Source organism: Enterobacter vonholyi, from assembly GCF_008364555.1.
Lineage (GTDB): Bacteria > Pseudomonadota > Gammaproteobacteria > Enterobacterales > Enterobacteriaceae > Enterobacter > Enterobacter vonholyi.
Window position 1 is genome coordinate 167,890 of sequence record NZ_VTUC01000004.1, and the last position, 15,592, is coordinate 183,481.

At 56.0% G+C, this 15,592-nt stretch carries 15 protein-coding genes; 11 read left to right on the forward strand and 4 right to left on the reverse strand.

What is annotated here, in order from left to right; all coding sequences use genetic code 11:
* The 5 genes from nudB (at window position 1) to ruvB (ending at window position 3,482) form a co-directional block, all read left to right on the forward strand.
* Complete coding sequence (gene nudB, locus F0319_RS07310) at window positions 1–444, forward strand: dihydroneopterin triphosphate diphosphatase (protein WP_008500446.1); 444 nt, start codon at window positions 1–3, stop codon at window positions 442–444.
* Between the two features lie 27 nt (window positions 445–471).
* Window positions 472–1,212: a YebC/PmpR family DNA-binding transcriptional regulator gene (locus F0319_RS07315; RefSeq protein ID WP_008500447.1), complete on the forward strand. Its 741-nt coding sequence runs from the start codon at window positions 472–474 to the stop codon at window positions 1,210–1,212.
* Window positions 1,213–1,246: 34 nt separating this feature from the next.
* The gene (gene ruvC / locus F0319_RS07320) at window positions 1,247–1,768 is read left to right on the forward strand and encodes a crossover junction endodeoxyribonuclease RuvC (protein ID WP_003859749.1); all 522 of its coding nucleotides are present in this window, start codon (window positions 1,247–1,249) and stop codon (window positions 1,766–1,768) included.
* Window positions 1,769–1,848: 80 nt separating this feature from the next.
* Window positions 1,849–2,463: a Holliday junction branch migration protein RuvA gene (gene ruvA / locus F0319_RS07325; RefSeq protein ID WP_023617042.1), complete on the forward strand. Its 615-nt coding sequence runs from the start codon at window positions 1,849–1,851 to the stop codon at window positions 2,461–2,463.
* Between the two features lie 8 nt (window positions 2,464–2,471).
* Entirely contained in the window at window positions 2,472–3,482 is a 1,011-nt protein-coding gene (ruvB, locus tag F0319_RS07330; protein ID WP_045372540.1) for a Holliday junction branch migration DNA helicase RuvB, read from the forward strand.
* 58 nt (window positions 3,483–3,540) lie between these two features.
* Here ruvB and znuB read toward each other — a convergent pair whose 3' ends face one another.
* Window positions 3,541–4,326: a zinc ABC transporter permease subunit ZnuB gene (gene znuB, locus F0319_RS07335; protein WP_149366578.1), complete on the reverse strand. Its 786-nt coding sequence runs from the start codon at window positions 4,324–4,326 to the stop codon at window positions 3,541–3,543.
* On the reverse strand, window positions 4,323–5,078 hold the full coding sequence (znuC, locus tag F0319_RS07340) for a zinc ABC transporter ATP-binding protein ZnuC (RefSeq protein WP_023312233.1): 756 nt from the start codon (window positions 5,076–5,078) through the stop codon (window positions 4,323–4,325). The genes znuB and znuC overlap by 4 nt, the downstream gene beginning before the upstream one ends.
* A 77-nt stretch (window positions 5,079–5,155) precedes the next feature.
* On the opposite strand from znuC, the gene znuA reads away from it, so the two are divergent.
* From znuA to lpxM, 3 genes are all read left to right on the forward strand, one after another.
* Complete coding sequence (znuA, locus tag F0319_RS07345; RefSeq protein WP_127732807.1) at window positions 5,156–6,100, forward strand: zinc ABC transporter substrate-binding protein ZnuA; 945 nt, start codon at window positions 5,156–5,158, stop codon at window positions 6,098–6,100.
* 15 nt (window positions 6,101–6,115) lie between these two features.
* The gene (gene mepM, locus F0319_RS07350; RefSeq protein WP_045326742.1) at window positions 6,116–7,435 is read left to right on the forward strand and encodes a murein DD-endopeptidase MepM; all 1,320 of its coding nucleotides are present in this window, start codon (window positions 6,116–6,118) and stop codon (window positions 7,433–7,435) included.
* A gap of 121 nt (window positions 7,436–7,556) precedes the next feature.
* Window positions 7,557–8,528 (forward strand): lauroyl-Kdo(2)-lipid IV(A) myristoyltransferase, encoded by a 972-nt coding sequence (gene lpxM / locus F0319_RS07355; protein WP_029741765.1) that lies wholly within the window; start codon window positions 7,557–7,559, stop codon window positions 8,526–8,528.
* Window positions 8,529–8,573: 45 nt separating this feature from the next.
* On the opposite strand, the gene pyk is transcribed toward lpxM, so the two are convergent.
* Window positions 8,574–10,016 carry a pyruvate kinase gene (gene pyk / locus F0319_RS07360; RefSeq protein WP_008500455.1) on the reverse strand — a complete coding sequence of 481 codons (1,443 nt, stop codon included), beginning with the start codon at window positions 10,014–10,016 and terminating at the stop codon, window positions 8,574–8,576.
* A gap of 140 nt (window positions 10,017–10,156) precedes the next feature.
* The gene (locus F0319_RS07365; RefSeq protein ID WP_115875687.1) at window positions 10,157–11,026 is read right to left on the reverse strand and encodes a MurR/RpiR family transcriptional regulator; all 870 of its coding nucleotides are present in this window, start codon (window positions 11,024–11,026) and stop codon (window positions 10,157–10,159) included.
* 356 nt (window positions 11,027–11,382) lie between these two features.
* On the opposite strand from F0319_RS07365, the gene zwf reads away from it, so the two are divergent.
* The 3 genes from zwf (at window position 11,383) to kdgA (ending at window position 15,584) form a co-directional block, all read left to right on the forward strand.
* Complete coding sequence (gene zwf, locus F0319_RS07370; RefSeq protein ID WP_008500457.1) at window positions 11,383–12,858, forward strand: glucose-6-phosphate dehydrogenase; 1,476 nt, start codon at window positions 11,383–11,385, stop codon at window positions 12,856–12,858.
* A gap of 233 nt (window positions 12,859–13,091) precedes the next feature.
* The gene (edd, locus tag F0319_RS07375) at window positions 13,092–14,903 is read left to right on the forward strand and encodes a phosphogluconate dehydratase (protein ID WP_115875686.1); all 1,812 of its coding nucleotides are present in this window, start codon (window positions 13,092–13,094) and stop codon (window positions 14,901–14,903) included.
* 39 nt (window positions 14,904–14,942) lie between these two features.
* On the forward strand, window positions 14,943–15,584 hold the full coding sequence (kdgA, locus tag F0319_RS07380; RefSeq protein ID WP_063409039.1) for a bifunctional 4-hydroxy-2-oxoglutarate aldolase/2-dehydro-3-deoxy-phosphogluconate aldolase: 642 nt from the start codon (window positions 14,943–14,945) through the stop codon (window positions 15,582–15,584).
* Window positions 15,585–15,592 lie beyond the last annotated feature (8 nt).

Consider the following 15,592-nt stretch of genomic DNA (forward strand, 5'->3'; position numbering starts at 1 on the left):
ATGACATATAAGCTCCCCGTTTCGGTCCTGGTGGTCATTTATGCAGAAGACACGAAGCGGGTGCTGATGTTGCAGCGGCGCGATGACCCTGAATTCTGGCAGTCGGTTACCGGCAGTCTGGAAGAGGGGGAGACCGCGCCGCAGGCCGCCGCGCGTGAAGTAAAGGAAGAGGTCGCCATTGACGTTGCCCGCGAGCAACTGACCCTGAAGGACTGTCAGCGCACGGTGGAGTTCGAAATTTTTAGCCATTTACGTCATCGCTACGCGCCGGGTACCGAGCGCAATACGGAATCGTGGTTCTGTCTCGCGCTCCCCCATGAACGGGAGATCGTGTTTACCGAACACCTGACCTACCGCTGGGTGAATGCGGCGGATGCCGCCGCGCTGACCAAGTCGTGGAGCAACCGGCAGGCGATTGAAGAATTTGTAATTAACGCTGCCTGAAAAGGCGCGCTCTTTGAGGATATTTTTATGGCAGGTCATAGTAAGTGGGCCAACACCAAACACCGCAAAGCGGCACAGGATGCCAAGCGCGGTAAGATCTTTACCAAAATCATTCGCGAGCTGGTGACGGCAGCGCGTCTGGGCGGCGGCGACCCGGCGTCTAACCCGCGTCTGCGCGCGGCGGTAGATAAAGCGCTGTCTAACAACATGACGCGTGACACCCTGAACCGTGCTATCGCACGTGGCGTGGGCGGTGATGAAGACGCGAACATGGAAACCATCATTTATGAAGGTTACGGTCCTGGCGGTACGGCGGTGATGGTTGAGTGCCTGTCCGACAACCGTAACCGTACCGTTGCGGAAGTGCGCCACGCGTTCACCAAAACCGGTGGCAACCTGGGCACTGACGGTTCCGTTGCTTACCTGTTCAGCAAAAAAGGCGTCATCTCTTTCGAGAAAGGCGACGAAGATGCGATCATGGAAGCGGCGCTGGAAGCCGGTGCGGAAGACGTGGTGACCTTTGACGACGGTGCTATCGACGTTTACACCGCGTGGGAAGAGATGGGTGCCGTGCGCGATGCGCTGGAAGCGGCAGGCCTGAAAGCGGACAACGCTGAAGTCTCCATGATCCCGTCCACCAAAGCGGACATGGATGCGGAAACCGCACCAAAACTGCTGCGTCTGATCGACATGCTCGAAGACTGTGACGACGTGCAGGAAGTGTACCACAACGGTGAAATCTCTGATGAGGTTGCAGCGACTCTCTGATGAGAGCGCGTAAATCCGTTACAGGAGACGCGTGATGTCGATTATTCTCGGGATTGACCCAGGCTCACGCGTCACCGGTTATGGCGTTATCCGTCAGGTGGGACGCCAGTTAACCTACCTGGGCAGTGGCTGTATCCGCACCAAAGTGGACGATCTGCCGTCGCGCCTGAAGCTCATTTATGCGGGTGTATCGGAGATCATCACCCAGTTTCAGCCGGACTATTTCGCCATCGAGCAGGTCTTTATGGCGAAAAACGCCGATTCGGCGCTGAAGCTCGGCCAGGCGCGTGGCGTTGCCATTGTCGCTGCCGTGAACCAGGATTTGCCGGTATTTGAATACGCGGCGCGTCAGGTTAAGCAGACGGTGGTGGGTATTGGTAGCGCGGAGAAAAGTCAGGTGCAGCACATGGTGCGTACCCTGCTGAAGCTCCCTGCGAACCCGCAGGCCGATGCCGCGGATGCGCTGGCGATTGCGATTACCCACTGTCACGTGAGCCAGAACGCGATGCAAATGAGCGAGTCGCGGCTCAATCTGGCGCGAGGCAGGTTACGATAATGACAAATCAGGCTGGATGTTTATCCAGCCTTTTTTTATTATGTCGGCAGTTAATTTCTTCCAGAACGCAGGAGCGTCACGTGATAGGCAGACTCAGAGGCATCATCATTGAAAAACAACCCCCGTTAGTGCTGCTGGAAGTGGGTGGCGTGGGCTATGAAGTCCATATGCCGATGACCTGCTTCTACGAGCTGCCGGACGCGGGCAAAGAGGCGATTGTCTTTACTCAGTTTGTGGTGCGTGAAGATGCCCAGCTGCTGTACGGCTTCAACAACAAGCAGGAACGCACGCTGTTCCGCGAGCTGATTAAAACCAACGGCGTCGGGCCGAAGCTGGCGCTGGCGATCTTATCCGGCATGTCTGCACCACAGTTTGTGAATGCCGTTGAGCGCGAAGATCCTGCGGCGCTGATTAAGCTTCCGGGCATCGGTAAGAAAACGGCAGAGCGTCTGATTGTCGAGATGAAAGACCGCTTTAAAGGCCTGCATGGCGATCTCTTCACGCCGGCGGCCGATCTGGTACTGACCTCTCCAGGTGCGCCTGCGACGGATGATGATGCCGAGCAGGAAGCGGTTGCCGCGCTGGTGGCGCTGGGCTATAAACCTCAGGAGGCCAGCCGTATGGTGAGCAAAATTGCCAAACCGGACGCCAGCAGTGAAACCCTGATTCGTGAAGCGCTGCGCGCTGCATTGTGAGGTAAAGGATGATTGAAGCAGACCGCCTGGTTTCGGCAGGCACTATTCAGGCAGAGGATGTGGTGGATCGCGCGATTCGCCCAAAACTGCTTGATGAGTACATTGGCCAGCCGCAGGTTCGTTCCCAGATGGAGATTTTCATCCAGGCGGCAAAGCTGCGCGGCGATGCGCTCGATCACCTGCTGATTTTTGGCCCTCCCGGTTTAGGCAAAACCACGCTGGCGAATATCGTCGCCAATGAGATGGGCGTTAACCTGCGCACCACCTCCGGCCCGGTGCTGGAGAAGGCGGGCGATTTGGCGGCCATGCTGACCAACCTCGAGCCGCATGACGTGCTGTTTATCGATGAGATCCACCGTCTCTCACCGGTGGTAGAAGAGGTGCTCTATCCGGCGATGGAAGATTACCAGCTGGATATCATGATCGGCGAAGGTCCGGCCGCGCGCTCCATCAAAATCGATCTGCCGCCGTTTACCCTGATTGGCGCAACGACGCGAGCCGGGTCGTTGACCTCTCCACTGCGCGACCGTTTCGGGATCGTGCAGCGTCTGGAATTTTATCAGGTTGCCGATCTCCAGCACATCGTTGGCCGCAGCGCCCGCTATATGGGGCTGGAAATGAGCGAAGAGGGCGCGTTTGAAGTGGCGAAGCGTTCCCGCGGTACGCCGCGTATCGCCAACCGCCTGCTGCGCCGCGTGCGTGACTTTGCTGAGGTGAAGCACAACGGTTCGATTTCCGCCGAGATTGCAGCCCAGGCGCTGGACATGCTGAACGTCGATGCCGAAGGTTTTGACTACATGGACCGCAAGCTGCTGCTGGCGGTGCTGGACAAGTTCTTCGGTGGCCCGGTCGGGCTGGATAATCTGGCGGCGGCAATCGGGGAAGAGCGTGAGACGATTGAAGATGTGCTGGAGCCGTATCTGATTCAGCAGGGTTTCCTGCAGCGCACCCCGCGTGGACGTATGGCAACGGTGCGGGCGTGGAATCATTTCGGCATTACTCCACCAGCAATGCCGTAATCCTTAATTCCCTCTCCCGGTGGGAGAGGGGCAGGGTGAGGGCTCAGTGCCCTCCATATTAATTTACGGTCTTTTTCATCATACTGAAAATAAACAACACCGCCGCACTCAGCACCACGGACGGCCCCGCAGGCGTGTCATAGAACGCCGAGAAGGTGAGTCCACCCGTTACCGCAATCATCCCGACGATCACGGCCACACCGGCCATCTGCTCAGGCGTACGGGCAAAACGACGCGCCGTAGCGGCAGGGATGATCAGCAGCGACGTAATAATCAGCGCGCCGACAAACTTCATCGCTACGCCAATGGTTAACGCCGTCACCAGCATCAGCAGCAGCTTAACGCGCTGCAGCTTCACGCCGTCGACAAACGCCAGGTCCGGGCTGACGGTCATGGCCAGTAAATTCCGCCACTGCCAGAGCAGAATAGCGAGCACCACCAGCACGCCAATGGCTATAGCGATGAGATCCTCCGGCGTCACAGCCAGCAGGTCACCGAAGAGGTAGGCCATCAGATCCACGCGGATGTTCGACATCAGGCTGACCACCACCAGGCCCAGAGACAGGGCACTGTGCGCCATGATGCCAAGCAGGGTATCGATGGCGAGGTGAGGGCGTTTTTCCAGCCAGACCAGACCGGCCGCCAGCAGCAGCGTGACTACAATCACCGCATAGAACGGGTTGACGTTAAGCAGCAGGCCAAAAGCCACGCCCAGCAGGGACGCGTGGGCCAGGGTATCACCGAAGTAAGACATTCTGCGCCATACCACAAACGAGCCGAGCGGGCCCGCGGCACAGGCAAGCATAATCCCGGCCAGCCAGCCGGGCAGTAACAGTTCAATCATGAGTGTCCATTTCCCCGACGCAGTACGATTCGTCCCTGCAAATCATGGCGATGATTATGATGATGGCGATAAATGCCAAGCTGCTCGGCGCCGCGAGGGCCAAACATAGAGATGAATTCCGGATGCATGGAGACGACTTCAGGCGTACCTGAGCAGCAGATATGATGGTTGAGGCACAGCACTTCGTCGGTTTTTGCCATCACCAGATGGAGATCGTGAGACACCATCAGCACTGCGCAATCGAGCTCTCGACGTAGCTGGTCGATCAAATCATAAAGCGCAACCTGACCATTAACATCCACACCCTGAGTCGGCTCATCCAGAACCAGAAGCTGCGGGCTGCTCAGCAGCGCGCGGGCAAGTAAAACACGCTGAGTTTCACCGCCGGAGAGTTTTTGCAGGGGCGCATCGACAAGATGGCCCGCCTGCACGCGTTTCAGTGCCGGGAGAATATCGGCTTTACGCGTGCCGGGGCGCAGACGCAGGAAACGGCTGACCGTCAGCGGCAGCGTGGCGTCGAGATGAAGTTTTTGCGGTACATAGCCAATACGCAATTTTTCCTCGCGCTTAATCACGCCTTCATCGGGTGCGACCAGACCCAGCACCACGCGTACCAGGGTGGATTTACCTGCGCCATTGGGGCCGAGAAGCGTCAGAATTTTGCCGGGCTTCAGATCCAGCGACACGTCAGAGAGGACGCGGCGCTGGCCAAATGAGACCGAAATATTTTCAAGAGAAACCAATGTCGTCATGTCATTTTAAGCTTGAAGAAGTCAACGAATGTTATAATATCACATTCCACGCATTCACTACGATGATTAGTCGCATTATGTTACATAAAAATACGCTTCTTTTCGCAGCATTATCTGCTGCCCTTTGGGGGACAACCGCACAAGATGTTAACGCTGCGGTTGTCGCTTCGCTTAAGCCACTTGGATTCATCGCGTCCGCCATTGCAGACGGCGTAACGGAGACCCAGGTTCTGCTCCCTGATGGTGCATCTGAGCATGACTATTCCCTGCGCCCGTCAGATGTAAAACGCTTGCAAAACGCGGACTTAGTCGTCTGGATTGGTCCTGAAATGGAAGCGTTCATGCAGAAGTCAGCAAAACAGGTGGCGGGTGAAAAACAGGTCGCGATTGCCGACCTCCCCGGCGTGAAACCGTTGCTCATGAAAGGGGCGGATGACGACGGCGACGAACATGACCACCATGCTGCAGACGGTGAAAAAGGTGATGGAGATCACCATCACGGCGAGTACAACATGCATCTTTGGTTATCCCCAGAGATAGCGCGGCTTTCAGCGGTTGCAATCCATGACAAATTAGTGGAACTTATGCCGCAAAGTCGAGCCAAACTAGACGCCAACCTGAAGGATTTTGAGGCACAATTAGCCGCAACCGATAAGCAGGTGGGTAATGAGCTCGCACCGTTGAAAGGAAAAGGGTATTTCGTTTTTCATGACGCCTACGGCTATTACGAAAAACACTACGGTTTGACCCCGCTGGGCCACTTCACCGTCAACCCTGAAATTCAGCCTGGTGCGCAGCGTTTACATGAAATCAGAACACAGCTGGTTGAGCAGAAAGCGACATGCGTTTTTGCTGAGCCACAGTTCAGGCCAGCGGTCGTAGAAGCCGTGGCCAGGGGAACATCCGTGCGCATGGGAACCCTTGACCCGCTAGGTACGAATATCCAGTTGAGCAAAGCGAGCTATTCGCAGTTCCTCAGCCAACTGGCGAACCAGTATGCGAGCTGCCTGAAAGGAGAATAACGAGGAAGTGAATACGTGCAACAGATAGCCCGCTCTGTCGCCCTGGCATTTAACAATCTGCCTCGACCCCACCGCGTTATGCTGGGGTCGCTTACAGTACTCACCTTAGCGGTCGCCGTCTGGCGGCCCTATGTGTACCACCCGAGTTCTGCCCCTATCATCAAAACCATTGAGCTTGAAAAGAGCGAAATCCGTTCTTTGCTGCCTGAAGCCAGTGAGCCTATCGACCAGGCGGCTCAGGAAGATGAAGCTATCCCGCAGGATGAACTGGACGATAAAACCGAGAACGAAGCGGGTATCCACGAATATGTAGTGTCTACCGGTGACACGCTGAGCAGCGTGCTGAACCAGTACGGCATCGACATGGGCAATATCAGCCAGCTGGCGGCTGCGGATAAAGATCTTCGTAATCTGAAAATCGGACAGCAGCTCTCATGGACATTAACGGCGGATGGCGATCTCCAGCGTCTGACCTGGGAAATGTCCCGCCGCGAAACCCGCACCTACGATCGCACTGCAAACGGTTTCAAGATGACCAGCGAAATGCAGAAGGGTGACTGGGTTAACAGCGTTCTGAAAGGCACCGTGGGTGCGAGCTTTGTCTCCAGCGCGCGCGATGCAGGCTTGACCAGCGCTGAAATCAGTTCGGTGATCAAAGCCATGCAGTGGCAGATGGATTTCCGCAAGCTGAAGAAGGGCGATGAGTTCTCCGTCCTGATGTCACGCGAGATGCTGGACGGCAAGCGCGAGCAAAGCCAGCTGCTGGGCGTCCGACTGCGCTCTGAGGGTAAAGATTATTACGCGATTCGTGCCGAAGACGGTAAGTTCTACGATCGCAGCGGTACGGGCCTTGCGAAAGGCTTCCTGCGCTTCCCGACGGCAAAACAGTTCCGCGTCTCCTCTAACTTTAACCCGCGTCGTCTGAACCCGGTAACCGGGCGCGTCGCGCCGCACCGTGGCGTTGACTTTGCCATGCCGCAGGGTACGCCGGTACTGGCGGTAGGGGATGGCGAAGTGGTGGTGGCCAAGCGTAGCGGTGCCGCCGGATATTATGTCGCGGTACGTCATGGTCGTACTTATACGACCCGATACATGCACCTGCGCAAGCTGCTGGTCAAACCGGGCCAGAAGGTGAAGCGTGGTGACCGTATCGCGATTTCCGGCAATACCGGACGCTCCACCGGCCCGCATCTGCACTATGAAGTGTGGATCAACCAACAGGCAGTAAACCCGCTGACGGCGAAACTGCCGCGCACCGAAGGCCTGACAGGTAAAGATCGTACTGATTATCTGGCGCAGGTGAAAGAGGTGATACCGCAGCTGAGCTTGAACTAAGCCCTCTGTTTTTGTTAAAAAAGCCGGCGCACACTGACGCCGGCTTTTTCTTTTGTGCGGGGACGACTGCCTCGCTACACTATCTGAATAAAATTTTGCGTCATCAGACCCTGGATCCAGCATGGAAACCAAAAAAAACAATATTGAATACATTCCTGAGTTTGAAAAGTCCTTCCGCCATCCGCGCAACTGGGGCGCCTGGCTTGGTGTTTACGCCTTTGCGGGGATGGCGTTGCTGCCGGCTTCCGTCCGAGACCCAGTTCTGGGGAAAATTGGCCGTCTGGCCGGGCGTTTAGGCAAGAGCGCTCGCCGCCGCGCGCAGATTAACCTCTACTACTGTTTTCCTGAGAAAAGCGACGCCGAACGTGAGGCAATTATTGATGAGATGTATACCACTGCCCCGCAGGCAATGGCGATGATGGCGGAACTGGCGCTGAAAGGGCCGGATAAAATCGTCGATCGCGTTGACTGGAAAGGGCTGGACATCATCGAGGAGATGCGTCGCAATGACGAGAAAGTGATTTTCCTTGTCCCCCACGGCTGGGGCGTTGATATTCCGGCGATGCTCATGGCGTCTCAGGGCCAGAAAATGGCGGCGATGTTCCATAACCAGGGAAATAAAATCTACGATTTTGTCTGGAACACGGTGCGTCGTCGTTTTGGCGGACGTTTGCATGCGCGTAACGATGGCATTAAGCCCTTCATTCAGTCGGTACGTCAGGGGTACTGGGGCTACTATCTCCCGGATCAGGACCACGGCCCAGAGCACAGCGAGTTTGTCGATTTCTTTGCGACCTATAAAGCGACGCTTCCCGCGATTGGTCGACTGATGAAAGTCTGTCGTGCCCGCGTGATCCCGCTATTCCCGGTCTATGACGGCAAAACGCATCGCCTGAGTATTGAGGTCCGTCCGCCGATGGACGATCTGCTCACCGCGGACGACCACACCATCGCGCGTCGAATGAACGAAGAGGTGGAGATCCTGGTGGGGCCGCATGCCGAACAGTACACGTGGATTTTGAAGCTGCTTAAAACGCGTAAACCGGGTGAAACAGAGCCCTACAAACGCAAAGAGCTTTATCCGAGGAAATAAAAAAAGCCCTCTCCAGACGGAGAGGGCTTTTTAACACAAACGTTATTACTCGACGGTCATAACGCGCGTGGTGTTGGTTGAGCCGATGGTGCTCATCACATCGCCCTGGGTCACGATAACGATATCACCGGACACCAGATAGCCTTTGTCGCGCAGCAGGTTTACGGCATCGTGCGCTGCAGCTACGCCATCATTGGTGCTGTCGAAGTGAACCGGCGTCACGCCGCGGTACAGCGCCGTCAGGTTCAGGGTACGTTCGTGACGGGACATGGCGAAAATTGGCAGGCCAGAGCTGATACGAGAGGTCATCAGCGCGGTGCGGCCAGATTCGGTCATGGTGATGATCGCGGTAACGCCCTTCAGGTGGTTTGCCGCGTACATCGCAGACATCGCAATCGCTTCTTCCACGTTGTCGAACTGCACGTCCAGACGATGTTTAGAGACGTTGATGCTTGGGATCTTTTCAGCGCCCAGGCAGACGCGCGCCATGGCGGCCACGGTTTCTGCCGGATACTGGCCCGCAGCGGTTTCCGCAGAGAGCATCACCGCATCCGTACCGTCCAGCACGGCGTTGGCCACGTCCATAACTTCCGCACGGGTTGGCATTGGGTTGGTGATCATCGATTCCATCATCTGAGTGGCGGTGATCACCGCGCGGTTCAGCTGACGTGCGCGACGAATCAGCGCTTTCTGGATACCGACCAGCTCAGGGTCGCCGATTTCCACGCCCAGGTCACCACGCGCAACCATGACAACGTCAGAGGCGAGGATCACATCGTCCATGGCATCCTGATCGCAAACGGCCTCCGCGCGTTCAACTTTAGCGACGATTTTAGCATCGCAGCCTGCATCACGTGCCAGGCGACGCGCATAGTTAAGATCTTCGCCACAGCGCGGGAAGGAGACGGCCAGGTAGTCAACGCCGATCAGCGCGGCAGTTACGATGTCCGCTTTGTCTTTATCGGTAAGCGCTTCTGCTGAGAGGCCGCCACCCAGTTTGTTGATGCCTTTATTGTTGGAGAGCGGGCCGCCAACGGTGACTTCGGTGAACACTTTCATGCCCTGAACTTCCAGCACTTTCAGCTGTACGCGACCGTCGTCGAGCAGCAGGATATCGCCAGGCACCACGTCAGCCGGCAGGCCTTTATAGTCGATACCAACTTTCTCTTTATCGCCTTCGCCTTTGCCCAGGTTGGCATCAAGCAGGAATTTGTCGCCGATATTGAGGAAAACTTTACCCTCTTTAAAGGTCGATACACGGATTTTTGGACCCTGCAAATCGCCGAGGATAGCAACGTGGCGGCCCAATTTTGCTGCAATTTCACGCACTTTATCGGCACGTAATTTATGGTCTTCTGGCGTACCGTGAGAGAAGTTCATACGCACCACGTTGGCACCGGCGGCGATAATTTTTTCGAGATTATTATCGCGATCGGTGGCCGGGCCTAAGGTGGTTACGATCTTGGTTCTGCGAAGCCTTCTGGACATGTAATACTCCGTTGACTGAAACAACTTTGGTGTTGCGTGAACATTGAATCGGCCTTCATCTGCTGCAAGGCAGCGGCGAGGGGACCGAATGCCGTAAATCGTTACATCGTCATTATTCGTGACGTATTCGTTATCAACTATCAGGGAACATCGCTCTTTATAAGCAATTCTTTATCAAAACGCGATTCCTTCAGCGCTTCCTTGACCCGCTTCAAGTTATCCCGGAATTTTGCCCCGCGACGTAGGGTAAAACCGGTCGCCAGCACGTCAATCACGGTGAGCTGGGCCAGTCGGGAGACCATCGGCATATAAATGTCTGTGTCTTCCGGCACGTCGAGGGTGATTGCCAGCGTTGCCTCTCGCGCCAGCGGCGTGCCGGCTGTAGTGAGGGCAATCACCATGGCATCGTTTTCACGGGCAAGTTGCGCCAGCTCAACCTGACTTTTGGTGCGGCCGGTATGCGAAATCAGTACCACGACGTCATCTTCACTGCAATTCATACAGCTCATGCGTTGCAGCACAATGTCATCGGAATAAATAACCGGAACGTTAAAGCGGAAAAATTTGTTCATGGCGTCATGCGCTACGGCCGCCGACGACCCGAGCCCAAAGAACGCAATTCGCTTGGCCTGGGTGAGTAAATCCACCGCGCGATTTACAGAGCTCATGTCCAGAGACTGACGGACGTGGTCAAGCGAAGCCATGGCCGACTCAAAAATTTTCGTGGTATAGGCATCAACGCTGTCGTCTTCATCCACATTACGATTAACATAAGGGGTGCCGTTAGCCAGACTTTGTGCCAGATGCAGTTTAAAATCAGGAAAGCCGCGCGTTTCCAGACTGCGGCAAAAACGATTGACCGTGGGTTCGCTAACACCCGCTTCCTGTGCCAGAGCGGCGATGCTTGAATGAATCGCCTGAGCGGGGGAGGCCATAATGACCTCGGCCACTTTTCGCTCGGATTTGCTAAGGTGTTCCAGTTGAAACTGGATTTTTTCCAGCATGTTCATGTTAACAGGACGCTCATGGGTGTAAACGATTTCATAAATTGATGAAATCGAGATTCGATTTAGCCGATATTACCCTTGTGGCTTCCATTAAGGGTAACAATCGACAAGATAATGTTGTTGTTTTTTTTCATTACTTGATCGATGTCGGGTTTTGCTATGACCCTGTTGCGCAAAGAAACGACGGTTGTTGCGTCATTAAGCCGTCGAAATCATCCGAAGGGTGAAAAATCGCGGTATCGCACGCGACGATAAGCGCTAATGGTTTCGGGAATGACGTAAAAGCAGTACAGTGCATTGTAATAAAATTACAACGATACCTGGCAGAAGCACCAGGTGATCCAACTGAGGAGAATGACATGGCGGTAACGCAAACAGCCCAGGCATGTGACCTGGTCATTTTCGGCGCGAAAGGCGATCTTGCACGCCGAAAATTGCTGCCTTCCCTGTATCAACTGGAGAAAGCGGGCCAAATTCATCCGGATACCCGTATCCTGGGTGTTGGGCGCGCCGACTGGGACAAGGACGCTTATACCAAAGTCGTCCGCGAGGCGCTCGAAACTTTCATGAAAGAAAAAATTGATGAAAGTTTGTGGGATACCCTGAGTGGACGCCTCGATTTCTGCAACCTGGACGTGAATGACGTCAGCGCATTCGCCCGCCTGGGCGCGATGCTGGATCAGAAAAACCGTGTCACCATTAACTATTTCGCCATGCCGCCAAGCACCTTCGGCGCCATTTGCAAAGGTCTGGGCGAAGCCAAACTGAACGCCAAACCGGCGCGCGTCGTGATGGAGAAGCCGCTGGGTACGTCGCTGGCAACCTCGCGCGAAATCAACGACCAGGTGGGCGAGTTCTTTGAAGAATGCCAGGTCTACCGTATCGACCACTACCTCGGTAAAGAGACGGTTCTGAACCTGCTGGCGCTACGTTTTGCTAACTCCCTGTTTGTGAATAACTGGGACAACCGCACTATCGACCACGTGGAAATCACCGTGGCGGAAGAGGTGGGGATTGAAGGTCGCTGGGGTTACTTTGACCAGGCCGGTCAGATGCGCGACATGATCCAGAACCACCTGCTGCAGATTCTGTGCATGATTGCCATGTCTCCTCCGTCTGACCTGACGGCTGACAGCATCCGCGACGCCAAAGTGAAAGTGCTGAAGTCGCTGCGCCGCATCGACCGCTCCAACGTGCGCGAGAAGACCGTTCGCGGCCAGTACACCGCCGGGTTTGCGCAAGGCAAAAAAGTGCCAGGCTACCTGGAAGAAGAGGGCGCGAACAAGTCCAGCAACACCGAGACGTTCGTGGCGATCCGCGTGGATATCGACGACTGGCGTTGGGCGGGGGTTCCGTTCTACCTGCGCACCGGTAAGCGTCTGCCGGCCAAATGTTCCGAAGTGGTTGTCTACTTTAAGAACCCGGAACTGAACCTGTTCAAAGAGTCCTGGCAGGAACTGCCGCAGAATAAACTGACCATTCGTCTGCAGCCGGACGAGGGCGTGGATATCCAGATCCTGAACAAAGTGCCGGGCCTGGATCATAAACACAACCTGCAGACCACCAAGCTGGATCTGAGCTATTCCGAAACTTTCAACCAGACGCACCTGGCCGATGCTTACGAGCGTCTGCTGCTGGAAACCATGCGCGGTATTCAGGCGCTGTTCGTGCGCCGCGATGAAGTGGAAGAAGCATGGAAATGGGTCGACTCCATCACCGAAGCCTGGGCTGCCGATCAGGATGCGCCAAAACCGTATCAGGCGGGCACCTGGGGACCTGTCGCGTCGGTGGCGATGATCACCCGCGATGGCCGCTCCTGGAACGAGTTTGAGTAAGATAATCAGCTAGCCCGAAAGTGTTATTTTACCGGTAACATGATCTAACACAGCTAGTGGCACAATTTTCAACTTTTAAGCTCCGTGTGGATTCACCCGCGGAGCTTTTTTTATTACACTGCCGGAAGTGATTTTGCCCCTGAGCTCCGGACAGCAAGCGTTTCAGCGTTGTTAACAACTGCCAGCGACTTTGTAAACTCCCGAGCCCGGACAGATAAATGAGAGGAGCTTTTATGAATCCGACATTGTTACGCGTAACACAACGCATTATTGAGCGCTCGAAAGAGACCCGTTCGGCCTACCTCGCCAGGATTGAACAGGCAAAGAGCAACACCGTTCACCGATCTCAGCTGGCCTGCGGGAATCTGGCGCACGGCTTCGCCGCCTGCCAGCCTGACGATAAAGCATCGCTGAAAAGCATGTTGCGTAACAATATCGCCATCATTACTGCCTATAACGATATGCTCTCCGCTCACCAGCCCTATGAGGTTTACCCGGACATCATCCGTAAAGCGCTGCACAGCGTGAATGCGGTGGGCCAGGTCGCGGGTGGGGTACCCGCCATGTGCGACGGCGTAACCCAGGGACAGGACGGTATGGAGCTCTCCCTGCTGAGCCGCGAAGTGATTGCCATGTCCGCAGCGGTTGGCCTGTCACACAACATGTTTGATGGCGCGCTTTATCTCGGCGTGTGCGACAAAATTGTCCCGGGTCTGGTGATGGCGGCGCTGTCGTTTGGGCATCTGCCTGCTATCTTCGTGCCGTCCGGTCCAATGGCAAGCGGTCTGCCGAACAAAGAAAAAGTGCGTATCCGCCAGCTGTACGCGGAAGGGAAAGCAGACCGTCAGGCGCTGCTGGAGGCGGAAGCCGCGTCCTATCATGCGCCGGGGACCTGTACGTTCTACGGTACGGCTAACACTAACCAGATGGTGGTGGAGTTTATGGGGATGCAGCTTCCGGGCTCGTCCTTTATCCAGCCGGATGCGCCGCTGCGCAAGGCGCTGACCGAGGCCGCGGCCCGTCAGGTTACGCGTCTGACCGGAAACGGCAACGAATGGATGCCGATGGGTAAAATGGTCGATGAAAAAGTCATCGTCAACGGGATTGTCGCGCTGCTGGCAACCGGGGGGTCAACCAACCACACCATGCACCTGGTGGCTATGGCGCGTGCGGCGGGCATTCTGATTAACTGGGATGACTTCTCCGAGATCTCTTCCGTGGTGCCGCTGATGGCACGCCTCTACCCGAACGGTCCGGCGGATATTAACCACTTCCAGGCCGCTGGCGGCGTACCGCTGCTGATGCGCGAGCTGCTGAAGGGCGGTCTGCTGCATGAAGACGTGAATACCGTGGCTGGCTTTGGCCTGCAGCGCTACACCCAGGAGCCGTGGCTGAACAACGGCGAGCTGGACTGGCGTGATGGGGCGAGCGCGTCTCTTGATGCGCAGGTTATCGCCACTATCGACAAACCGTTCTCTCCTCACGGTGGCACCAAAGTGCTGAGCGGCAACCTCGGTCGCGCGGTGATGAAAACCTCTGCCGTACCGGAAGAGAACCAGATTATCGAAGCGCCGGCGGTGGTGTTTGAAAGCCAGCACGACGTATTACCCGCCTTTGACGCCGGCCTGCTTGATAAAGACTGCGTGGTGGTGGTGCGCCACCAGGGGCCTAAAGCCAACGGGATGCCAGAATTACATAAACTTATGCCCCCACTTGGTGTATTATTGGACCGCCGTTTCAAAATTGCGTTAGTAACCGATGGACGCCTCTCTGGGGCATCCGGTAAAGTGCCTTCAGCCATCCACGTGACGCCTGAAGCTTACGACGGCGGTTTACTGGCGAAAGTGCGTGACGGTGACACGATCCGCGTGAACGGTCAGACAGGTGAGTTAACCCTGCTGGTCGATGACGCCGAGCTGGCGGCACGTCAGCCCCATATTCCTGACCTGAGCGCATCGCGCGTGGGGACCGGACGCGAAATGTTCAGCGCGCTGCGTGAGAAACTCTCCGGTGCGGAGCAGGGCGCAACCTGTATTACGTTTTAAGACGACTTGATTTTAACGATCTGGCGAGAGAAAACTCTGATGAAAAACTGGAAAACAAGTGCAGAATCAATCCTGACCACTGGCCCTGTCGTGCCGGTTATCGTGGTAAACAAGCTGGAGCACGCTGTACCGATGGCGAAAGCGCTGGTTGCGGGTGGCGTTCGCGTTCTGGAAGTGACCCTGCGCACCGCCTGCGCAATGGATGCCATTCGCGCGATTGCCAAAGAAGTGCCGGACGCCATCATCGGTGCGGGTACCGTGACGAACGCAAAACAGCTGGCTGAAGTGACCGAAGCGGGCGCACAGTTTGCCATCAGCCCGGGTCTGACCGAGTCGCTGCTGAAAGCCGCGACCGAAGGCACTATTCCACTGATCCCGGGTATCAGCACCGTCTCCGAACTGATGCTGGGCATGGACTACGGTCTGAAAGAGTTCAAATTCTTCCCGGCTGAAGCGAATGGCGGCACCAAAGCGCTGCAGGCGATTGCGGGTCCATTCTCTCAGGTACGCTTCTGCCCGACGGGCGGCATCTCTCCTGCCAACTACCGTGACTACCTGGCACTGAAAAGTGTCCTGTGCATCGGTGGCTCATGGCTGGTTCCGGCGGATGCGCTGGAAGCGGGCGACTGGGATCGCATCACAAAACTTGCTCGCGAAGCGGTGGAAGGCGCGAAGCAGTAAGTCTCTCG